Origin of the sequence: Agrobacterium sp. Ap1 (assembly GCF_017313375.1) — a bacterium.
Lineage (GTDB): Bacteria > Pseudomonadota > Alphaproteobacteria > Rhizobiales > Rhizobiaceae > Neorhizobium > Neorhizobium cellulosilyticum.
On sequence record NZ_JAFLMY010000001.1, the window covers coordinates 271,992 to 293,448 of the forward strand.

At 59.1% G+C, this 21,457-nt stretch carries 18 protein-coding genes; 7 read left to right on the top strand and 11 right to left on the bottom strand.

From position 1 onward, the window contains the following. Window positions 1–7 precede the first annotated feature (7 nt). The 5 genes from glgC (at window position 8) to JZX87_RS01355 (ending at window position 7,067) form a co-directional block, all read left to right on the top strand. The gene (gene glgC / locus JZX87_RS01335; RefSeq protein ID WP_206823120.1) at window positions 8–1,273 is read left to right on the top strand and encodes a glucose-1-phosphate adenylyltransferase; all 1,266 of its coding nucleotides are present in this window, start codon (window positions 8–10) and stop codon (window positions 1,271–1,273) included. Beyond that, a complete protein-coding gene (gene glgA / locus JZX87_RS01340; protein ID WP_206823121.1) occupies window positions 1,273–2,730 on the top strand; it encodes a glycogen synthase GlgA in 1,458 nt (485 codons plus the stop codon). Before glgC ends, glgA begins: the two co-directional genes overlap by 1 nt. Window positions 2,731–2,732: 2 nt before the next feature. Further along, complete coding sequence (locus JZX87_RS01345; RefSeq protein WP_206823122.1) at window positions 2,733–4,361, top strand: alpha-D-glucose phosphate-specific phosphoglucomutase; 1,629 nt, start codon at window positions 2,733–2,735, stop codon at window positions 4,359–4,361. 219 nt (window positions 4,362–4,580) lie between these two features. Further along, on the top strand, window positions 4,581–6,530 hold the full coding sequence (glgX, locus tag JZX87_RS01350) for a glycogen debranching protein GlgX (protein WP_206823123.1): 1,950 nt from the start codon (window positions 4,581–4,583) through the stop codon (window positions 6,528–6,530). Between the two features lie 51 nt (window positions 6,531–6,581). Further along, on the top strand, window positions 6,582–7,067 hold the full coding sequence (locus tag JZX87_RS01355) for a MaoC family dehydratase (protein WP_148143403.1): 486 nt from the start codon (window positions 6,582–6,584) through the stop codon (window positions 7,065–7,067). Here the strand turns inward: JZX87_RS01355 and JZX87_RS01360 are convergent. The 7 genes from JZX87_RS01360 to JZX87_RS01390 all read right to left on the bottom strand — a co-directional run bounded on the left by JZX87_RS01360 (window position 7,064) and on the right by JZX87_RS01390 (window position 14,703). Next, window positions 7,064–8,191: a zinc-dependent alcohol dehydrogenase family protein gene (locus JZX87_RS01360; RefSeq protein WP_206823124.1), complete on the bottom strand. Its 1,128-nt coding sequence runs from the start codon at window positions 8,189–8,191 to the stop codon at window positions 7,064–7,066. The genes JZX87_RS01355 and JZX87_RS01360 overlap by 4 nt on opposite strands. Window positions 8,192–8,262: 71 nt before the next feature. After that, on the bottom strand, window positions 8,263–8,568 hold the full coding sequence (locus JZX87_RS01365) for a hypothetical protein (RefSeq protein ID WP_183821063.1): 306 nt from the start codon (window positions 8,566–8,568) through the stop codon (window positions 8,263–8,265). An 83-nt stretch (window positions 8,569–8,651) separates the two neighbouring features. Continuing rightward, the gene (locus tag JZX87_RS01370) at window positions 8,652–9,224 is read right to left on the bottom strand and encodes a sarcosine oxidase subunit gamma (protein WP_206823125.1); all 573 of its coding nucleotides are present in this window, start codon (window positions 9,222–9,224) and stop codon (window positions 8,652–8,654) included. Further along, complete coding sequence (locus JZX87_RS01375) at window positions 9,217–12,192, bottom strand: sarcosine oxidase subunit alpha (protein WP_206823127.1); 2,976 nt, start codon at window positions 12,190–12,192, stop codon at window positions 9,217–9,219. Before JZX87_RS01375 ends, JZX87_RS01370 begins: the two co-directional genes overlap by 8 nt. Next, the gene (locus JZX87_RS01380; protein ID WP_183990610.1) at window positions 12,189–12,545 is read right to left on the bottom strand and encodes a sarcosine oxidase subunit delta; all 357 of its coding nucleotides are present in this window, start codon (window positions 12,543–12,545) and stop codon (window positions 12,189–12,191) included. The genes JZX87_RS01375 and JZX87_RS01380 overlap by 4 nt, the downstream gene beginning before the upstream one ends. A gap of 17 nt (window positions 12,546–12,562) precedes the next feature. Further along, entirely contained in the window at window positions 12,563–13,816 is a 1,254-nt protein-coding gene (locus JZX87_RS01385; RefSeq protein ID WP_183821059.1) for a sarcosine oxidase subunit beta family protein, read from the bottom strand. Window positions 13,817–13,974: 158 nt separating this feature from the next. Then, entirely contained in the window at window positions 13,975–14,703 is a 729-nt protein-coding gene (locus tag JZX87_RS01390) for a hypothetical protein (RefSeq protein ID WP_206823129.1), read from the bottom strand. Between the two features lie 378 nt (window positions 14,704–15,081). Here JZX87_RS01390 and rpsU point away from each other — a divergent pair, with 378 nt between their 5' ends. Together rpsU and JZX87_RS01400 are read left to right on the top strand one after the other, a co-directional pair. Continuing rightward, window positions 15,082–15,312 carry a 30S ribosomal protein S21 gene (gene rpsU / locus JZX87_RS01395; RefSeq protein ID WP_112457677.1) on the top strand — a complete coding sequence of 77 codons (231 nt, stop codon included), beginning with the start codon at window positions 15,082–15,084 and terminating at the stop codon, window positions 15,310–15,312. A 178-nt stretch (window positions 15,313–15,490) separates the two neighbouring features. Beyond that, window positions 15,491–16,324 carry a tetratricopeptide repeat protein gene (locus tag JZX87_RS01400; protein WP_246435794.1) on the top strand — a complete coding sequence of 278 codons (834 nt, stop codon included), beginning with the start codon at window positions 15,491–15,493 and terminating at the stop codon, window positions 16,322–16,324. Window positions 16,325–16,415: 91 nt separating this feature from the next. Here the strand turns inward: JZX87_RS01400 and JZX87_RS01405 are convergent, their stop codons facing one another. The 4 genes from JZX87_RS01405 to JZX87_RS01420 form a co-directional block, all read right to left on the bottom strand. Further along, window positions 16,416–17,438 (bottom strand): LLM class flavin-dependent oxidoreductase, encoded by a 1,023-nt coding sequence (locus JZX87_RS01405; protein ID WP_183821056.1) that lies wholly within the window; start codon window positions 17,436–17,438, stop codon window positions 16,416–16,418. A gap of 199 nt (window positions 17,439–17,637) precedes the next feature. After that, entirely contained in the window at window positions 17,638–17,862 is a 225-nt protein-coding gene (locus JZX87_RS01410; RefSeq protein ID WP_148143385.1) for an aa3-type cytochrome c oxidase subunit IV, read from the bottom strand. Between the two features lie 159 nt (window positions 17,863–18,021). Then, the gene (locus JZX87_RS01415; RefSeq protein WP_148143383.1) at window positions 18,022–18,780 is read right to left on the bottom strand and encodes an N-acyl amino acid synthase FeeM domain-containing protein; all 759 of its coding nucleotides are present in this window, start codon (window positions 18,778–18,780) and stop codon (window positions 18,022–18,024) included. 173 nt (window positions 18,781–18,953) lie between these two features. Next, the gene (locus JZX87_RS01420) at window positions 18,954–21,275 is read right to left on the bottom strand and encodes a putative bifunctional diguanylate cyclase/phosphodiesterase (RefSeq protein WP_206823130.1); all 2,322 of its coding nucleotides are present in this window, start codon (window positions 21,273–21,275) and stop codon (window positions 18,954–18,956) included. Window positions 21,276–21,457: the final 182 nt, after the last annotated feature.

The window sequence follows — 21,457 nt, forward strand, 5'->3', positions numbered from 1 at the left end:
GAGAACAATGAACGACAAGCAACGTGTCCAGCCTCTGTCTCGCGACGCCATGGCCTATGTTCTGGCCGGCGGACGTGGCAGCCGCCTCAAGGAACTGACAGATCGGCGCGCCAAGCCCGCCGTCTATTTCGGCGGCAAGGCCCGCATCATCGATTTTGCTCTCTCCAACGCGCTGAATTCCGGCATCCGCCGCATCGGCGTCGCCACCCAGTACAAGGCCCACTCGCTGATCCGCCACATGCAGCGCGGCTGGAACTTCTTCCGCCCCGAGCGCAACGAGAGCTTCGACATCCTGCCCGCCTCCCAGCGCGTTTCGGAAACGCAATGGTATGAAGGCACGGCCGACGCGGTCTACCAGAACATCGATATCATCGAGGGTTATGCGACCGAATACATGGTCATCCTCGCCGGCGACCATGTCTACAAGATGGACTACGAATTGATGCTGCAGCAGCACGTCAATTCCGGCGCCGACGTCACCGTCGGCTGCCTGGAAGTGCCGCGCATGGAAGCAACCGGCTTCGGTGTCATGCATGTCAACGAGAAGGACGAGATCATCGATTTCGTCGAGAAGCCGGCCGATCCGCCAGGCATTCCCGGCAAGCCGGATTTCGCGCTCGCCTCGATGGGCATCTACGTCTTCCACACCAAGTTCCTGATCGACGCCTTGAAGCGTGATGCGGAGGTTACCGGCTCAAGCCGCGACTTCGGCAAGGACATCATTCCCTATATCGTCGAACACGGTAAGGCCGTCGCTCACCGTTTTGCCGACAGCTGCGTCCGCTCTGACTACGAGCGCGAACCCTATTGGCGGGATGCCGGCACGATCGATGCCTATTGGCAGGCCAATATCGACCTGACCGAAATCGTTCCCGGCCTCGACCTCTACGACAAGTCATGGCCGATCTGGACCTATGCGGAACTCACCGCACCGGCGAAATTCGTCCATGACGACGAAAATCGTCGCGGTTCGGCAACGTCCTCGGTCATTTCCGGCGACTGCATCATTTCCGGCTCATCGCTGAACAAGAGCCTGCTCTTCACCGGCGTTCGCGCCAATTCCTATTCGAAGCTCGAAGGCGCGGTCGTGCTGCCGAATGTCAGGATCGGTCGCCGCGCCCAGCTTCGTGATGTTGTCATCGACCATGGGGTAACTATTCCCGAGGGACTGGTTGTCGGCGAGGATCCGGAACTCGATGCGAAGCGTTTCCGCCGCACCGAAAGCGGCATCTGCCTGATAACCCAGAAGATGATCGACAAGTTGGATTTGTGATGCAGGTACTCTCGGTCGCTTCTGAAGTCTTTCCTCTGGTGAAGACGGGCGGGCTGGCCGATGTGGCTGGCGCGCTTCCGATCGCGCTCGGCAAGCGGGGTATTTCCGTCAAGACGCTGATACCGGGCTACCCCGCCGTGATGCGGATTGTCGATAATGCCGTCCTGCGCCGCACCTTTCCCGATCTGCTCGGCGCAGAAGCCCGGATCCTCGAAATCGAACACAAGGGTCTCGACCTCCTGATCCTGGACTGCCCCGAGCTGTTCGACCGGCAGGGCGGACCCTATCTTGATATGACCGGCAGGGATTATACGGACAACTGGCGCCGTTTTGCAGCCTTATCCAAGGCGGGCGCCACCATCGCCCAGCAGGGGCTGACGGGTGATCTCGGCGGCTGGCGACCGGATCTCGTACATGTCCATGACTGGCAGGCGGCTCTTTTGCCGGCCTACATGCGTTATGCGGAAGAGCCGGAAGTGCCGAGCGTCATCACCGTCCACAACATCGCTTTCCAGGGCGTGTTCGATGCCGAAATTTTCCCCGCACTCGAATTACCGCCGCACGCCTTTTCGATCGACGGCGTGGAATACTACGGCAAGGTCGGCTTCCTGAAGGTCGGTCTGCAGACTGCCTGGGAAATCTCCACCGTAAGCCCGTCTTATGCCGAGGAAATCCTCACGCCTGAATACGGCATGGGTCTGGAAGGCCTGCTGCATCACCGATCAGAAGACCTGACAGGCATCGTCAACGGCATAGATACCGATGTCTGGAACCCTGAGACAGATACCCTTCTCGCCAGCACCTATTCCGCATCGACCCTCAAGGAACGGGCGGAAAACAAGCGGCGGGTGGCGGAACGCTTTGCGCTCGACATCGACGATGCGCCGCTGTTCTGCGTCGTCTCACGGTTGACCGAACAGAAGGGCATGGACCTTCTTGCCGAAACGTTGGACGATCTCGTCTCCCATGGCGCGACGCTCGCCGTTCTCGGTTCCGGCGACAAGGTGCTGGAGGATGCATTTCACGCGGCAGCGCTACGCCATCCCGGCCGGATCGGCGTGATTGCAGCCTATGACGAACCGCTCTCCCATCTCATGCAGGCCGGCTGCGATGCGATCATCATCCCATCCCGCTTCGAACCCTGCGGCCTGACCCAGCTTTACGGCCTGCGTTACGGCTGCGTGCCGATCGTCGCGCGCATCGGCGGCCTCAACGACACGGTGATCGATGCAAGCCATGCAGGTCTTGCAGCCGAGGCCGCGACCGGCATTTCCTTCGGCCCGTTGACCACCGATAACCTTGCCCGCGCACTCCGTCGCGCCATCCGCCTTTATAAGGACGAGAAGCTATGGACTGTGATCCAGAAGCAGGGCATGAAATCCGATGTTTCGTGGAACCGCAGCGCAGCCCTTTACGCCGCGCTCTTTTCCGAGATCCTTGAAAGAAAAGGCATTTGAGTATGATCAAGACCGTCGCAACGACCCCCTACCAGGACCAGAAGCCTGGCACGTCCGGCCTGCGCAAGAAGGTTCCGGTCTTCGCCCAGCCGAACTACGCGGAAAATTTCATCCAATCCATTTTCGACAGCCTGGAAGGCTTTGAAGGCAAGACGCTGGTGATCGGCGGCGATGGACGTTATTACAACCGCGAAGTCATCCAGAAAGCGATCAAGATGGCCGCCGCTGCCAGCTTCGGCAAGGTCATGGTCGGCCAGGGCGGCATCCTGTCCACGCCGGCAGCCTCCAACATTATCCGCAAGTATCATGCCTTCGGTGGCATCGTTCTTTCGGCCAGCCACAATCCCGGCGGCCCGACCGAAGATTTCGGCATCAAATACAATATCGGTAATGGCGGTCCGGCCCCGGAAAAGATCACCGACGCCATCTATGCCCGTTCCAAGGTGATCGACACTTACAAGATCGCCGACACGGCAGATCTCGACCTCGACAAGACCGGCACCTTCAAAGTGGCCGGCATGGCGGTCGAGGTCATCGATCCGGTCGCCGACTATGCCGAACTGATGGAACAGCTCTTCGACTTCGGCGCCATCCGCGCGCTGATTGCCAGCGGCGTACGTGTGGTCATCGACAGCATGGGCGCTGTCACCGGCCCCTACGCCACGGAGATCCTCGAAAACCGCCTCGGCGCACCGGAAGGCTCGGTCCGCAACGCAACCCCTCTGCCGGATTTCGGCGGTCATCACCCGGACCCGAACCTCGTCCATGCCAAGGAGCTTTATGACGATGTCATGAGCAAGGACGGCCCGCATTTCGGCGCCGCCTCCGATGGCGATGGCGACCGCAACATGATCGTAGGCAAGGGCATGTTCGTCACACCGTCGGACAGCCTCGCAATCATCGCCGCGAACGCAACACTCGCACCGGGCTATGCGAAAGGTATCGCCGGCATCGCCCGCTCCATGCCGACCAGTGCTGCCGCCGACCGCGTGGCCGAAAAGCTCGGCATCGGCATGTACGAGACCCCGACAGGCTGGAAATTCTTCGGTAACCTGCTCGACGCCGGCAAGGCGACCGTCTGCGGCGAGGAGAGCTTCGGCACCGGCTCCGACCATGTGCGCGAAAAGGACGGCCTCTGGGCTGTGCTCTTCTGGCTCAACATCATGGCCGGCCGCAACGAAAGCGTCGCCGAGATCGTCAAGAGCCACTGGGCCGAATACGGCCGTAATTACTACTCCCGCCACGACTACGAGGAAGTGGATTCGGATGCGGCGAACGGCATGATGACCGCGCTGCGCGAAAAGCTGGCCTCATTGCCGGGCCAGAGTTTCGGCTCGCTGAAGGTCGCCGCCGCCGATGACTTTGCCTATCACGATCCGATCGACGGTTCCGTTTCGAAGAACCAAGGCATCCGCGTATTGTTCGAAGGCGGCAGCCGCGTCGTCTTCCGCCTGTCGGGCACAGGCACCTCAGGCGCGACGATCCGCGTCTATGTCGAACGTTACGAGCCGGACCCGGCAAAGCACGGCATCGACACCCAGGAAGCGCTCGCCGGCCTGATCGCCGTCGCGGACGAAATCTCCGACCTGAAAAAGCGCTCCGGCCGCGATGCGCCGACGGTGATTACGTAAGAGCCTGACCATAAAAGCCCGGAGATCGCAGATGAATTTACCCCCCTCTGCCCTGCCGGGCATCTCCCCCACGAGGGGGGATATTACTCGTGGCAACGCCTCGACCATCTCCAACGCATCGATTGCAGCACTCTTTGTTAAAGCAACACAGGGATCACGCCTCCAGCTGATCTCCCCCCTTGTGGGGGAGATGCCCGGCAGGGCAGAGGGGGGTATCACATGCCCTCGACACTAAAGCCAAAACTCGGCGCCACCCTCACCCCGACCGGCGTGGACTTCAGCGTCTGGTCCTCGTCTGCCGAAAAGATCGTGCTATGCCTGTTCGACACTGAGAGCGGCAGCGAAACCGTTCGTCACGACATGCTCCGCGGCACCGACGATGTCCACCGCGTCTCGATCGAAGGCCTTGGCAATGGCCAGCGTTACGGCTACCGCGCCTACGGCCCCTATGATCCGGACAAAGGACTATGGTTCGATCCGGCAAAACTGCTCGTCGATCCTTATGCCAAAGAACTCGATCGCCCTTTCCAGGCAGATCACGACCTTGCGACCTATGAGATCGACACCACGAACCTTGTGCCTCGAGCTATCGTCACGCAAGACCTCGAAGCGGAGATATCGGCTCCGCTCCTGCCTTCCGGTGGTTTCGTTTACGAGATCGCGGTGAAACCGTTCACGATCCTGCATCCGGAGATACCGGAAGAGATCCGCGGCACCGTCGCGGCACTCGCCCATCCCAGTATTATCGCACACTTGAAACAGATCGGTGTCGATGCGATCGAACTCATGCCGATCACCGCATGGATCGACGAGCGCCATCTTCCGCCTCTGGGCCTCACCAATGGCTGGGGCTACAATCCGGTCGCCTTCATGGCGCTCGATCCACGCCTCTGCCCCGGTGGCATGGTGGAGTTGCGTGAAACCGTCACGAAACTGCACGCAGCCGGCATTGGCGTGATCCTCGATCTCGTATTCAACCACACAGGCGAAAGCGACCGATACGGCGCAACGCTTTCTATGCGCGGTCTCGACAATTTGGCCTATTACCGCCATCTGCCGAATGATCCGGGCGAGCTGGTCAACGACGCCGGCACCGGCAACACGGTCGCCGCGGATCATCCGGTCGTCCGACAGTTGATCGTCGACACATTGCGTCATTTCGTTCGGCATGCCGGCGTCGATGGCTTTCGCTTCGACCTCGCGCCGGTTATGGGTCGCACGGCAGAGGGTTTCGATCCGAATGGCGAAACGCTGACGGCACTGTTGTCCGATGTTCTGCTGAGGGATCGTATAGTGATCGCCGAACCCTGGGATATAGGTCCCGGCGGCTACCAGCTCGGCAATTTCCCCGCGCCCTTCATCGAATGGAACGACCGCGCCCGCGACGACATGCGCCGCTACTGGCGCGGCGACCAGTGGATGACAGGTGCGCTCGCCACCCGCCTTGCCGGATCATCGGACATCTTTGAAAAATCTGGCCGCACACGCAGTGTCAATTTCCTCGCAGCCCATGATGGGTTCACCCTGTTCGACCTCGTCTCCCACGACCACAAGCATAACGATGCCAATGGCGAGGATAGCCGCGACGGCCATAACGAAAACTACTCCTGGAACAACGGAGTGGAAGGCCTGACCGCTGATCCTGCAGTACAGGAACGCCGTCGTCGTGATGTCCGCGCACTTCTGTCCACGCTGTTTGCCAGTCGCGGCACCATCATGCTCACCATGGGGGACGAAACCGGTCGTTCGCAGCGCGGCAACAATAATGCCTATTGCCAGGATAACGAGATTACATGGATGGACTGGCAGGAGCCGGATACAGAACTGGTGCGGCATACGACATGGCTTGCCGGTATCCGCAGGCGATTCTCGGTGTTTTCCGAAACGGATTTCTTCGCCGGAAACGGCGATATTGAATGGTTGGCCCCCTCTGGCCTTCCCATGCAGGTATCCGATTGGGAAAATGCCGAGAACCGGCTGATAGGCATGATCGTTGCGACAGACGATCGCTCATCGGACAGCTCGACTCGTCTTGCAATCCTCTTCAACCGGGGCCATGAAGATGTTGAGTTTATTCTGCCCGGCAGCGGCTGGCAGGATCTGCTTTCGGATAAGCCTTGGACGAACCTCCTTCCTTCCCGCTCCGTCAGCTTCTGCCTGAAAGGGTAATGTTGCGGCCCACGGGCAATAGCTTAAAACGACGACAAAGCGGTGTGTTGCATGCGTGAGATTTCGCTGGCCGACGTGCCAGGACTTGTGGGCCAGGAACTCGGCGTTTCGGACTGGATCACCGTCGATCAGACGATGATCAACCAGTTCGCCGATGCGACGCTCGATCACCAGTTTATTCATGTGGACCCAGAGCGGGCGGCAGCCGAAAGTCCTTTTGGCGGCACGATCGCACACGGCTTTCTCACGCTGTCCCTTCTTTCCGCGATGAACTTCGGCACCGTGCCAAAGATCCGCGAGCAGACCATGGGCATAAATTACGGCTTCGATCGTGTCCGCTTCATGTCGCCGGTCAAATGCGGCGCACGTGTGCGTGGCCACTTCACCCTGTCCGACTGCCGTTTCCGCGGCGGCGGCATGCTGATGACCACCTATGAAGTTTCGATCGAGATCGAAAACGAGAAGAAACCAGCGCTGACCGCCACCTGGATCACCATCGTGCAGTTTGACCCTAAGGATCGGCCGGAAGGCGTCTAATCAAAGGTAATGACGTGGCGGATGACCTTGCCTTCATGCAGTAGGTCGAAAGCCTCATTGATCTCCTCCAGCGGCCCGGTTGATGACAGCAACCTGTCCACCGGCAGCTTTCCACGTCGGTAAAGGGCAATAAAGCGGGGTATATCCCGGGAGGGCACGCATCCACCAAGATAGCTACCAAGCACTCGCCGTTCTTCGGCCACCAGACTGACCGCCGGAATGGCGAACTGACTGACAGGATTGGCAAGACCGGCTGTGGCTGTCGTCCCTCCTCGTCGCGTAATGCGATATGCGAGATCGAAGGCCCGGGTCGAGCCGGCCATCTCAAGCGCATGATCGACGCCGCCGCCGGTTGCCTCGCGAATCTTTTCGATTACATCCACATCGCCCGCCAGAAAAACATCCGTAGCACCGAGTTTAAGGGCGACCTCCAGTTTTTCCGGAGCAAGATCAACGGCAATCACCCGCTCCGCACCACTCGCAAGCGCGCCGAGCAGGGCAGCGAGTCCGACGCCGCCGAGACCGACCACAGCAACGCTCTGACCCGCCTGTATCTTGCAGGTATTGACGACCGCCCCCACTCCCGTCAGCACCGCACAACCGAACAATGCTGCTTCCGCCAGAGGCAAATCACGATCGATCTTTATTGCCGAGTGACGGGAGATAACCGCATGCGTGGCAAAACCGGATACGCCGAGGTGGTGATTGACAGGAACCTCATCGCAAATCAGCCGCCGCTCTCCCGATAGCAGCACGCCCTTGCCATTCGCCTCGGCCCCCGGCACACAAAGTGCCGGACGGCCCTCGGCGCAGGCAAGGCAATGGCCGCAACTCGGTACGAAACTCATCACCACATGATCGCCCGGCACCAGATCATGTACGCCCGGACCGACGGCTTCGACGACACCGGAGGCCTCATGGCCAAGCGCCATCGGCATGGGTCGCGGGCGGTCGCCATTAATGACGGAAAGGTCGGAATGGCAAAGCCCCGCCGCACCGATGCGCACCAGCACCTCTTCACGCCCAGGCGGATCGAGATCAAGTTCTTCTATGGAAAGCGGCCTGCTTATTGCAAAAGGCGGTATGACAGGCGATTGCCGCAGGACGGCTGCACGTATCTTCACGAACTCCTCCCAGAGTTTTGCCTGAAGAGACTAGCCGCCGGATGGCAGCGGCTGCAATAGCAATACACCTGTCAACTCAGATCCAGCATCATCATGCCGAGAAGTGGCGGAACGGCAGCACCGATCAGGATTGGAGCGGTTCGCGAAGCACTGAGCCCGACGGTCGTACCGGCAATGCCGGACGCAATCAACGCCGCAATCGGCATGGAGAGATCACGATCGATGCCGGGCGCGAAAGAGGCCAGAAGCGCGGCCAATGCTGCGGCCCCACCGACAAGCAGCCCCTTCCAGAGTTCGACACCCGCCAGTTTGGCAGCAATGGCACCGCCGGCAATCGCCGCCGCCAGCCCAAGCACGATCCATTGAGTCTCCGGCATAGAAAAACCCTCCCGTTTTGACCCGGGAGGGTGCGATATCGATAAGCCAAGATCAAGTTAGGCTATGGTCGAAGACCGGATATTCAGAGCGCGGCGTCTCTCGCGCCTTCAGCCAGAAGAGCAAAGGCGTAATCGGAGAACGACCGCCAGACTTCTACCCGGAACGTATTCTCCGCGGTCCTGAGCAGCACGATTTCCACCTTGCCGAACAGCGTGCGCGAGCAGGCCCCGATCGGGAAAGCGTCGAGCGAGAGATCCAGCGCGCAACCGGCGTTGAGCGTAGCGGCAGCCCCCGGACCAGACACAAGGATAGCTGTGTTTCGATGCGAGATATCGGTCGCTGAATGCACCGCGTCCGAACTCGCGGCAGCCTGTGTGAGGCTGCTTCCGATGCTACCGCCGCCGTCTGCAAACACCAGCCACTCATCCGGCCCGATCCATAGCGCAGTGCGCCCGTCAGCAGAGGAGGACGTCTTCGGCTTCACCGGCAGGTCGAGGCCAAGTGCTGCAGACAATGCAGACACATCCTCGGCGCCTACACGCAGATTGATCCGCTCGGCAGGTTGCGCCGGCTCCAGCCGCACAGTGGCAGAACCGCCGTGAACGCCGGAAAGTGGAAGGCTACGGGTTGCGATACTGGAATCGAGCTCAGCCATTGATGCGGCCTCCTTCCTTGTCGAAGAACACCATGTCAGTCACTTCGACGGCAATCGTCTTGTCGGCCATTGGCACATAGAGCGTCTCGCCCATCCTCGACCGTCCCCCGGCAACCAGCGCGATCGCGATCGAGCGGCCGAGATTTTCCGACCAGTAGGACGAGGTGACGTGACCGAGCATGGTCATCGGTTTCGGCTGGTTCGGATCGGCAACAATCTGCCCACCCTCCTCCAGCACTTCCTTGGGGTCCTTGGTCATAAGCCCGACGAGTTGCTTGCGACCTTCGCGCACAAGGTCGGGGCGCTTCAGGCCACGGATACCTACAAAGTCCGTCTTCTTCTTGGAGACGGCCCAGCCATAACCCGCGTCATCCGGCGTCACCGTTCCGTCCGTATCCTGTCCGACGATGAGATAGCCCTTCTCGGCGCGCAGAATATGCATGGTCTCGGTGCCGTAGAGGCAGGCACCCATGCTTTGCGCCCGTTCCCAGATCGCCTTCCACACTGCTGCCCCGTAATCTGCAGGCACGTTAATTTCGTAACCCACCTCGCCGGTGAACGATACGCGGAACAGCCGCGCCGGAACGCCCATGACCGTGCACTCGGCAACGCTCATATGCGGGAAGGCCTCGTGGGAAAGATCCTGCCCCTCGACGAAAGGCTCGATGATCTCTCGCGTCTTCGGCCCCTGCACCGCGATCACCGCCCATTGTTCGGTCGTCGAGGTCAGCCACACCTTCAGATGCGGGAATTCCGTCTGCAGATAGTCTTCCATATGGTTGAGCACCCGCGGCGCACCGCCGGTCGTGGTCGTCACATGAAAACGGTCTTCCGCCAGACGCCCGACGACGCCGTCGTCATAGATGAAGCCGTCCTCGCGGGTCATGATGCCGTAACGGCATTTTCCCGGCTTCAGCGTATCCCAGGCGTTTGTATAAAGCAGATTGAGAAACGCTGCCGCATCCGGCCCGACCACTTCGATCTTGCCGAGCGTCGAGGCATCGAAAATGCCGGCGACATCGCGCACCGTCTTGCACTCACGGCTGACGGCTGTGTGCATATCCTCGCCGCGCTTGGGGAAATACCAGGCGCGTTTCCAGTTGCCGACGTCCTCGAACTCGGCACCTTCCGCCTCTTCGAGCGCATGCATCGGCGTCTTGCGCGCCGGATCGAACAACTCGCCGCGCGAATGGTTGATCAGCGTGCCATAGGTCACCGGCGTATAGGGCGCGCGGAATGTGGTGAGACCCACCTGCGGGATCGGTCTGCCGAGCATCTCCGAAGCGATTGCCAGACCATGCATGTTGGACAGCTTGCCCTGGTCGGAGGCCATGCCATTGGTGGTGAAGCGCTTGATATGCTCGATCGAATGCATGCCTTCGCGGACGGCAAGACGAATATCCTTGGCTGTCACGTCGTGCTGGAAGTCAACGAATGCCTTTACGGCATGGTCCGGGCCGGCTCCTTCAGCCGCACCGATCATGCCACCAGTCCACTCGAACCGGTTTTCGCCCGAAAGCGCCAACCTGCCGCCGCCGGCCATAATCGCCTCGTCGATCAGTTCGGCGAGATCATCCGTACCGTTGCAGGCACCGACCGACACCGAGTTCTGCGCATAGACATCCGGCAAGAAGCGCTGGCTGGCCTCGTCGAATTTCAGCTTCCCGCGCGACTGCGAGAACAGGTGCACGGACGGCGTCCAGCCTGCGGAGACAATCAGCGCATCCACCTTGATCTTGCGGCGATCGAAATTGCCGTTGCGGGCAACCGTCATCGAATTGATCCGCAGACGACCCGACGTGTCGACCACGGCATGCCCCGTCAGAACATCAATGCCGAGCTTGCGGGCTTCCGCCAGCACCGCGTCACCCGGCTTGTCGCGGCTATCGACGATCGCGGCGATCGAGACACCGGCACGCTTCAGGTCGAACGCCGCTTCATAGGCGGAATCGTGAGCGGTGTAGACACCGACATTATTGCCGACCGCCACGCCGTGATGGTTGAGAAAATTGCGCGCCGCAGACGCCAGCATGACGCCGGGACGATCATTATTGGCAAACACCATATGCCGCTCGATCGAGCCGGTCGCCAGGATCACCTTTTTCGTCCGCACCTGCCACAGGCGCTCGCGCGGCGCATCCTTCGACGGCTTGGCAACGTGATCGGTAACCCGTTCGACCAGGCCGAGGAAACCATGATTGTAATAGCCGAATACCGTCGTGCGGGTCAGCACCGTGACATTCGGCATTGCCTTCAGCTTGGCAGCCGTCGCCTGCGCCCAATCATAACCGTTCTGCCCGTCGATCGTCGTCGAAGCGTCGTAATGCAGCGCCCCGCCGACTTCCGGCTGCTCATCGACGAGAATGATCTTTTTACCCGTCGCAGCAGCAGACAGTGCCGCCGTCAAGCCCGCCACACCGGCACCGGCGATCAGGACATCACAATGCACATAACGGCTGGCATAATGATCCGGATCGTCCTCCGTCGGCGAAACACCGAGCCCCGCCGAGCGACGGATGATCGGTTCGTAGATCTTGTGCCAGGCCTCTTTCGGCCACATGAAGGTCTTGTAGTAGAAGCCGGCGGCAAAGAACGGCGAAAGCACATCATTGGCGGCGCCGATATCGTATTTCAGCGATGGCCAGCGGTTTTGCGAAGAGATCTTCGCACCGTCGAACACTTCCTGCACCGTGGCACGCACATTAGGCTGACGGCGAGCCGCATCACGCGAGACGTCGAGAAGCGCATTCGGCTCTTCCGGGCCAGCAGTCAGGATGCCGCGCGGGCGGTGATATTTGAACGAGCGGCCGAGAAGATGCACGCCATGCGCCAGAAGCGCGGAAGCAACCGTATCGCCCTCGAGCGCCGTATAACTCTTGCCATCAAAGGTGAAGCGGGCCGTGCGGGCGGGCGTCAGACGTCCCGCACCCTTGATGCGGAACGCGCCGGAATTGGAGGAAGCGCTCATCTCGCGTCTCCTTCCGTCTGTTCCCAGGTTTCCACGGACTTTTCCTCGGCGATTGCGGCGAATTTCTCAGCCACCGGCACCGGCTGCTTCGGCAAGCCAGCCTTGTATGTCATCAAAAACCTGTCGCTCACCGTATCGCGCGCCGCGTTAAAGAAACGGCCGCAGCCGTGGATATGCCGCCACCGTTCATAGGTAAGGCCTTTTTCGTTGTTGCGCAGGAAGAAGAATTCGGCGAACTCCTCGTCCGAAATCGCCGCGATATTTTCCGGCCGCACGACATGCGCCTCGCCGGCCCAGCGAAACTCCAACTCCGAGCGATCTTCCTCGCAATAGGGGCAATGGATCAAAAGCATCGTCTATCCCCTATCAATCAATGAGCAACGGCGGCAGCTGCCGCTTCGTCGATCAGGCGGCCGGTGCGGAACCGGTCAAGCGTCAGGCCAGCGGCCAGCTTGTGCGGCTCGCCCTTGGCGATCAGATGAGCGAAGAGATTGGCCGAACCCGGGGTTGCCTTGAAACCGCCGGTACCCCAACCGCAATTGACAAACAGGCCCGGAACCGGCGTCACACCCTGGATCGGCGAACGGTCCGGCGTGTTGTCGGTAATCCCGCCCCACTGACGCATCATCTTCACCCGGCGAAACATCGGGAAGAGCTCGCAGATGGCATCCAGCGTATGCGTGATGATCTGCAGCCCGCCGGTCTGGCTATAGGAATTGTACTGGTCTGTACCGGCACCAATGACCAGTTCGCCCTTGTCGGACTGCGAGATGTACGCATGCACGGTATTGGACATGACCACGCACGGAAAGATCGGCTTCATCGGCTCGGACACCAAAGCCTGCAGCGGATTGGAAGCAAGCGGTACGCGCACGCCCGCCATCTCCATCACGACAGACGAGTGGCCGGCGGCCGATACGCCGATTTTCTTGGCTCCGATAAAGCCCTTGGATGTCTCGACACCCTGAACCTCACCGCCTGGTCCGCGACGGATACCCGTGACTTCGCAATTCTGGATGATGTGAACACCGCGATCCGCTGCAGCGCGCGCAAACCCCCAGGCAACAGCATCATGCCGGGCCGTGCCGCCGCGGCGCTGCAGCGCTGCACCGTTGATCGGATAACGCGCGGTTTTGGAAATATCGAGAACCGGCACGAAAGCCTTTGCCTGTTCCGGCGTCATCCATTCATTGTCGATGCCGTAGAGACGGTTGGCATTGATGTGCCGCTTGAACGACTGCTGGTCATGGATGTTGTGCGACAGCATCATCACGCCGCGCGGCGAATACATGACATTGTAATTGAGATCCTGGCTAAGGCCTTCCCACAGCTTCAGGGAATGCTCGTAGATGTCCATGCTCTCTTCATAGAGATAATTGGAGCGTATGATGGTCGTGTTGCGGCCGGTATTGCCGCCGCCGAGCCAGCCCTTTTCGATCACCGCAATATTGGTGATGCCGTGTTCCTTGGCAAGATAATAAGCGGCTCCCAGACCATGGCCACCAGCACCGACGATGATCACATCATAGCTCGAACGTGGCTCTGGAGACGTCCACTGCGCTTCCCAGCCCTTGTGGGCGCGCATTGCCTCGCGGGCTATGGCGAAAACCGAATATTTGCGCATCGCGCCCCTCTTCCTTGCTCGGTTCCGTTGGTCATCCGACCATCAGAGACTTGGGTAGGACGATACCCATCGCAAATCAATATGCGCCGCAATGGCCATATTGCGACGCATCGGAGGATTGTTTCGACACAACGGAAAATGCCGCGCAAGGATAAGGGTTATCTCGCAGCTTCACCCTTTTTCTCGCCATCCGCCCCTTTATCGGGACTTTTCCCGCCGGGCTTGGCTTTGACCGGATCATCTTTTTTCGCCGGGTTGACGGTGACGCCGGCAGAGGGACCCGACCGCGCGAGCGCGGCCCGCAATACCTTGGAGCAGAATTGATGCGTAAGCAGCGAATTGGAGGTTGAGCCCGGCCGCGATCCATCGTGACCGCTGATGCACGCAACAGTCATGGCAGACATCGCCGCATTGGGGCCGGAGGCAGGCACCGCGCCGGCCCCAGCCTTGCCCACAAGACCAAGGAGCAGATTACCATACTGACTGAGGATGATGGCATAGGCATCCTTCCCGATAATGCCGTTGGCATAGCTCTGGCATGCAGTGTAGAGGCCGTCCCTCAGCGCAAGCACCGCCTCAGCGCGCCCCTCCCCTTCAAGGACAAATTCGGAAGTCTCGGATCCGGTCTCTACGGTAGAACCTGACGACCCCGCCGGCGGCGTGACCTTAAGCGTCCGGTTGGATCCGAATGCTACGGCATAGTCCGGACTAGGCTCGCTGCATACCACGCTCGGATAGGCTGATCGCCGTCTCTCCGTGATCAGCCTCAAGTTCGCCCCGCTGACCACACCCTTGGTTTCCCCGAATTGAACCGGCTTGACCGCCATATTCGGCGAACAACCGGCAAGACCGATAAACAACCCCGCACATATGATGTTTCTGAACATACTTCGCCCCTGGGCTGGCCGAGCCAGCCTCCCCTTCATGGTGAAATGACATGCGAATTGCTGCGCGCCCTGACGCAAGCGAAGTCTGCATCAGCAAAAACGGAAACGCAACCTATGGTTTTATATTTTTATAAACGCATCAAAATAGATATGTTGAGACGGTGGGCGCGCCTCGTGACCGAAGAGGCGCTTTGAAGCATCCGGAGAAGCTTGCATCCATTTTTCACATTAACGGCGTCGGCATATATGGACTTCCGCAGACTCATCTGTTATCTGCCTTCACCAATCGCACGGCCTTTCGCCGGGCATCACTATTTTTTCGCCTTGAAATCAGACAGTGACTGAGGCGAACAACAAACCAAAGGAACGGGATTTCACGTGCAGGTACTTGTCCGCGACAACAACGTTGATCAGGCTCTCCGCGCTCTCAAGAAGAAGCTGCAGCGCGAAGGTGTTTTCCGCGAAATGAAAATGCGCGATTACTACGAAAAGCCGTCTGAAAAGCGCGCTCGCGAAAAGGCTGAAGCTGTTCGTCGCGTTCGCAAGCTGGCTCGCAAGCGCATGCAGCGCGAAGGCCTGCTGCCGTCCACGCCGCGTCCGGCTCGTTAATCGGCCGTCTTTTCGACGCTTTTATGTGATTATGGAGCGGGGGCGACTTAGGCGCCGCCGCTTTTTTCATTGCACCGGGTCGATTGAGACTCAAACCTGCCGATACAAGGACCTGCGCCTGATGGCCGCCAAGACTTCCGTTGCTACCGATGGAATCGAATCTTCCACCCTGCCGCTCATGACCACACTACGCTCTCGCACCCTGATTACAGGCGTGCTCGTCGGTATGGCGAGCTTGGCGGGATGCGCTACGGGGCCGACGACAACTGACGTTATTCGCGTCGATCGCGCGCAAGGCTCGCAGGAAAACATCGCCTCGCTGTCATCGGTCATCCAGTCGAACCCATCCGACCCGGAAGGTTACAACAGCCGCGGCTCCGCTTATGGTCGCGCCGGCGAATTCAAGCGCGCAGTGGACGATTTCAACCGCGCCATCCAACTCAATCCGCAGTTCTATCAGGCCTATGCCAACCGGGGGCTCGTCTATCGCAACATGGGCAAGCCGGTCGATGCGGCCAACGATTATAACCGCGCGCTGCAGATCAACCCGAATTATGACGTCGCCTATATCGGCCGTGGCAATATCTATCGCCAGGCCGGCCGCAACGACGAAGCGTTCAACGACTTCAACAAAGCGATTCAGCTGGATACGACCGATGGTCGTGCCTATCACAATCGCGGCCTGATCTATCAGGTCCGCGGTCAGCATGCCCAGGCGATCGAGGATTTCTCCAAGGCCATTTCGCTGTCGTCAAGCGCGCCGGAACCCTATAACGGCCGCGGCATTTCCTATGTCGCTCTGAACGACGACGACAATGCCTTCGCCGACTTCAACCGTGCGATCGAACTAAACGACAAGATCGCCGAATCCTGGGCCAACCAGGCATTGGTTTACGAGCGTCGCGGTGACCGCGCTCGCGCTTACAAGTCCTATTCGCACGCCGTCCGGCTCGACCCGAACTACAAACCAGCCGTCGATGGCGCAGCGCGCACCCGCAGCGGCGGCGCCTGACAGGCAGGACGTCTAATCTTTGAGACCCAAAAAACAATGCCGCCCGAGAATTTCGGGCGGCATTGTTAGTTCTGGGCTGATCGAATGAGCTTCAGCGCCAACCGAGAGCCGGGGCAACATGCTTCAGGATGGCCTCGATCACATGGGCGTTGTATTCGACGCCCAATTGGTTTGGCACGGTCAACAGCAGCGTATCAGCCTCGGCAATTGCCTCGTCCTTGCGCAGCTCCTCGATCAAGACATCCGGCTCTGCAGCATAGGACTTACCGAAGATCGCCCGCGTCTTCTCGTCGATGAAGCCGATGGAATCCTCTTCCTTGCCACCGCGACCGAAATAGGCCCGGTCGCGATCATCAACCAGAGCAAAGATACTGCGGCTGACCGAAACACAGGGCTCACGATCATGGCCGGCCTCCTTCCATGCTTCACGATAGGCGCGGATTTGCTTGGCCTGCTGAATGTGGAAGGCCTCGCCGGTCTCGTCATCTTTCAAGGTCGAGCTCTGCAGGTTCATCCCCTTCTGCGCGGCCCATATGGCGGTCGCATTCGAACCGGCACCCCACCAGATACGCTCACGCAGACCTTCCGAATGCGGCTCAAGCCGGAGCATGCCCGGAGGATTGGGGAACATCGGACGCGGATTGGGCTTGGCAAAGCCTTGCCCTCTCAAGACGTCAAGGAAGACTTCGGCATGGCGGCGCCCCATATCCGCGTCCGTCTTTCCCTCTTCCGGTTCATAACCGAAATATCGCCATCCATCGATGACTTGCTCAGGCGAACCGCGGCTGATACCCAGCTGCAAACGCCCCTTCGAAATGAGATCGGCAGCGCCGGCATCTTCCGCCATGTAAAGCGGGTTCTCGTAGCGCATGTCGATAACGCCTGTACCGATCTCGATTTTGCTGGTCCTGGCACCAACAGCCGCAAGCAGCGGAAAAGGCGAAGCGAGCTGACGGGCAAAATGGTGAACGCGGAAATAGGCGCCGTCGGCACCCAGCTCTTCAGCAGCAACGGCAAGATCGATCGACTGCAGAAGCGTATCGCCAGCCGAGCGGGTCTGCGACTGGGGTGACGGCGTCCAATGGCCGAAAGAGAGAAATCCGATCTTCTTCATGAGGCACTCCGGCATAAGCGTGTGAATGTTATTGACGCTTACATGGCATGCCGGAGTAACTTCTGTTAGTCCGCGAGTGCCGGATTGGCCGAAACGGATTGTTCATTGATATTGAACGACGAGACGAACCCGTCGCCAACGCCTCTTCCAGTATCCGGACGACCTGCATGCCGCTTGGATCAGCGGCACCAGCAAGCCTCTATCGCAGCAGAAAAACGCCGATAATGTTGAGGATGACGAACAGGACCAGACCGCCGATCAGCCCTAGGCCACCAAAGAAGCCACCAGCCATGGCAATCAGCAAGGCGGCAATGGTCATCGCCCCCCACTTGGCAGCCGCCAGAAATGACTCGTAAGTTTGCTCATGCGCCATGTGATCCATCGGCGCGCCAATCTCTACTGGTCCATTGTGATGATCGTCCATGAGCCTCTCCCTGGTGTCCGCATATCCGGCTACCGTTGATCTGATAGCCCAACTCTCCCTGCGGCCCGCTTAAGTATCGGGCTATATCAGGAATACACGAACAACCGTCGAGTGCAATGGCTTGCGAGATTAGTTGGCGGAGGCGCTGCCCAAGCGAAATCAGCGAAGAAATGCCATTTCCGGCGAAGTCGGCCTGCTGGCAAACCGCGCTGTTGGCAGCACCGTTAGCGGTGGCGACAGAACCATCGGCCGCTCGGCAAACATCAGGCGCCGCTCATAGGCTTCCGATTGGAAAAGCGGGAAGCGGCGCATCAGCTGCGGACGCACTTCGCGAACCCTGGATGCCAGCAGCGTCAGCTCGAACCCATATATGGGAGCAATCGTCGGCGGCACGATCGTGTCTGCGAGGAAGACCCGCCGGTAGAAGGCTGCATGCGGCGGCCGGATGTGCTGCAGAACCCGGTCGGCATCAAAGTGAATGGCCGCCATGATCGACGGGCGAAGCGTGATGTAGGGAATGGCCGGCAATTCACCGACAATATCCGGATCAACGGCAAAACGGGCCGGATCGATGAATGTCAGCCCTGCATCAAGCAGATTGTTCACCGCATCGGGAAAGACGCCGACCGACTGGCAGGTCCGATGCTCCGACGTGACGTGATGTACCCGTACAGTCGAGATCAGCTCTTCGTAGTAATAGATACCGAAGACATAGGCATGCGGGACGAAATCGATTTCATCCAGGAGATGGCTCGCCCCGACAGGCAACACGTTCTGGGCCTTGTAGGCCTTGTAGCGCAAGCGCGCCACATCCTCGAAATCCTCGTGTCCCTCAATGCGTCGATACTCGATATGGTCGAGTGCCGAGAGCAGTTTTTCGGAAAATGCTTTGTCTGAAAAACTCTGAACCACTGACATTTGGGCTACCCATCGCTATTAACGATTGATTAACCCTGAAACGGGGCGTGATCGCAATGACGAAGATCATGATTAACAGTCTTTTAAAACTTATGGTTAACAACAGGTTAACCGTAGCATTTCAGAACACCCTACATTAGTCGGTTCGTTTGCAAATGAGACGAGAGGATTGATCAGCCCGCGGTACCGAAAGCGCGCGGTTCTGCGCCCTTGTCGCGGCGATTTTGTCGGCTGGCAAGCTTGCGGGCAGAAGCGGTCTTCTGGCTAAGTTCCGCGATCGCATTTGCAGGAATCGGCGGGGAGAAAATGTAGCCTTGGATGAGATCTGCAAACCGGTGCTTCTTGACCAGTTCAAGCTGCTCGAACGTCTCCACGCCTTCCACAACGATCCTGAGATCGAGTTCGCGCGACAGATGCACGATACCGCTGAGGAGCTTCAGGCGACGCGGCTCGGTGCCGATATCTCGCACGAAGGCACGATCGATCTTGACGATGTCGATGGGCAGGGAATCGAGATAGCTGAGGCTTGAGAACCCCGTGCCGAAATCATCGATAGCGATCGTCACACCGCTTGCGCGCAACCTGCCGAGTGTCGTGCTGACAACCACGGGTTCGTCCATAAAGCAGCTTTCGGTGACTTCCAGGTGCAGGCGCGTCGGATCGAGCTTGGAACGTGCCAGTATGTCTGCCACCAGCGGCACGATCTGACCACCACGGAGATCGTGGATGGACAGGTTGACCGAAACCGAGATGCCATTCTGCCAGGAAACACAATCCGCACAGGCACGTTCGAGCACGAACCTGGTGATCTCGGAAATCAGCCCCATGCTCTCGGCCATCGGAATGAAGATGTTGGGACCGATAAAGCCGCGCTCCGGATGCGACCAGCGAACCAATGCCTCGCAGCATTCCATCTCAGAGCCGTCCGGACGATACATCGGCTGATAAACGACGGTCAGGTCTCCCTGCTCTATCGCCAGACGCAAATCGGCCTTCAGCCGCTGTTCCGCCACATAACGGGCGTCCATTTCCGGCCGGAACATCGTCAACGTTCCGTTGCCAACCGACTTTGCGTCGTTGAGAGCCAGATCCGCCTTGATCTGCCAGGCTTCCATGTCGAAGTCCTGATCTTCGAGAATCACTCCGCCGGCATTTACGAATACCGGCAGGTCGAGCCTGTCGACACGATAGCTTCCCTGAATTTCGGTCTGGATGCCGTTGATACGAACTTCCAGAGCAGCGCGATCCCTTCCGGTGGCAAAAATTACAAATTCGTCGCCAACCAACCGGCCGACGATGATCTCCTCGCCCGCTTCATGCACAAGCCGGTCGGATATCGCGGCAAGAAGTCGATCGCCGACAACATGGCCTTGCATATCGTTGACATGCTTGAACCCGTCGACGTCAAAGATGACAAAGGCAGCAAAGAGGTCGGTATTGGCCTCTCTGAGATGCCGCGCTGCAAGCTCGGCGAAGTAGCCGCGCGTCGGCAATCCCGTCAGCGTATCGTAGCGCACCAGATGCAGGATCTTTTCTTCGGCTGCCACGCGCGCGCTGACATCTTCGAACAACATGACGACGCCACCGTCTGTGCGGTGGCTGAGCGAGAATTCGAGATAGACGGTTTCCTTTAAACACAGGAGCGTCTTGCCCGCCTGCCCCGCAGACAGCTGTCCTATCTTTTTCAGGATATCATCCGAAAGCGACTGGCCGCTTCGTCGCAAGACGGTGATGAATGCGGCCCCCTTCAGCTCGTCCGCGTCCGGCAGATCAAGAAGCTCGCAGGCACGACGATTGATTACCTGCACACGACCATCTGCATCGAGCATGATCAAGGCGTGGGTCATTGTAGTGAGTGCTATATCGAGCTGGTCGGCGATCCGCGTCATTTCCCGCGAGGCCAGCACATTTTCGTAGAGGAATTCCCGCACGCCCTTCGCCATGGATTGCGTCGTCAACCCAAACGGGATCAGGAAAAGCGAGATCAGGGCGAGATAGATGTCTCCCGTCAGCAGGCAGGCGAGGACCAGCGGCAAGCAGCAGCCGATTGTCTGGAGCGCGACCGCACGGGCGGAACCGTAATTTCGGCCAACGATGGAGACCATCGAGGCCATCGTGACGGCGATGCACATGAATGCCGCCAGCATATCCTTGAGCACAAGGACCGCATAGGCACTACCAATGCCGAGCACGAACGCGGTGGCAGCCGCGCCATGAACATAGCGCGATTCCCACGCTTCGATTTCGCTCTTGGAAAGCTGGCTGTGGTCGATCAGGCTGAACCGACGGAACCAGTAGATGCGATAGCCGAATACGGTGATGAACACCGCGATCATGAGGAGATAGAATCGGGAACCGGTCGTAGCAAAAATGATCGCGCAGGACAGGATATGGACAACCATTCCAGTCCATAATGTTCCACGGTTCTTGAATAGCGATTCGACGAACGGCAGATACAGCTCTGTCGGTAGCGTCTTCGCTTCCAAATCCTTCATCGGGTCTCCACCGGGTCTCATTCCCTTGGCTTTCGCGCGACACTGAAGAAAATCTTTTAAGATTTGATTGTTGCTCGGTTTAACCCCTTCGACTTTGGGGGGTGAACATCCAAACGTGTTCAACGAAACGTAAAGCAAGAGCGCCGTATTCTAGATGCCGAAAACAACGTTTCTCAGCGCAA

Coding starts and splice junctions, on each gene's coding strand:
- JZX87_RS01420 (WP_206823130.1), bottom strand. CDS start 21,275: ATGAAGGATTTGGAAGCGAAGACGCTACCGACAGAGCTGTATCTGCCG.
- JZX87_RS01415 (WP_148143383.1), bottom strand. CDS start 18,780: ATGTCAGTGGTTCAGAGTTTTTCAGACAAAGCATTTTCCGAAAAACTG.
- JZX87_RS01375 (WP_206823127.1), bottom strand. CDS start 12,192: ATGAGCGCTTCCTCCAATTCCGGCGCGTTCCGCATCAAGGGTGCGGGA.
- JZX87_RS01380 (WP_183990610.1), bottom strand. CDS start 12,545: ATGCTTTTGATCCATTGCCCCTATTGCGAGGAAGATCGCTCGGAGTTG.
- JZX87_RS01370 (WP_206823125.1), bottom strand. CDS start 9,224: ATGGCTGAGCTCGATTCCAGTATCGCAACCCGTAGCCTTCCACTTTCC.
- glgX (WP_206823123.1), top strand. CDS start 4,581: ATGCCCTCGACACTAAAGCCAAAACTCGGCGCCACCCTCACCCCGACC.
- JZX87_RS01365 (WP_183821063.1), bottom strand. CDS start 8,568: ATGCCGGAGACTCAATGGATCGTGCTTGGGCTGGCGGCGGCGATTGCC.
- JZX87_RS01405 (WP_183821056.1), bottom strand. CDS start 17,438: ATGAAGAAGATCGGATTTCTCTCTTTCGGCCATTGGACGCCGTCACCC.
- JZX87_RS01390 (WP_206823129.1), bottom strand. CDS start 14,703: ATGTTCAGAAACATCATATGTGCGGGGTTGTTTATCGGTCTTGCCGGT.
- JZX87_RS01385 (WP_183821059.1), bottom strand. CDS start 13,816: ATGCGCAAATATTCGGTTTTCGCCATAGCCCGCGAGGCAATGCGCGCC.
- JZX87_RS01400 (WP_246435794.1), top strand. CDS start 15,491: ATGACCACACTACGCTCTCGCACCCTGATTACAGGCGTGCTCGTCGGT.
- JZX87_RS01345 (WP_206823122.1), top strand. CDS start 2,733: ATGATCAAGACCGTCGCAACGACCCCCTACCAGGACCAGAAGCCTGGC.
- JZX87_RS01355 (WP_148143403.1), top strand. CDS start 6,582: ATGCGTGAGATTTCGCTGGCCGACGTGCCAGGACTTGTGGGCCAGGAA.
- JZX87_RS01410 (WP_148143385.1), bottom strand. CDS start 17,862: ATGGACGATCATCACAATGGACCAGTAGAGATTGGCGCGCCGATGGAT.
- glgA (WP_206823121.1), top strand. CDS start 1,273: ATGCAGGTACTCTCGGTCGCTTCTGAAGTCTTTCCTCTGGTGAAGACG.
- glgC (WP_206823120.1), top strand. CDS start 8: ATGAACGACAAGCAACGTGTCCAGCCTCTGTCTCGCGACGCCATGGCC.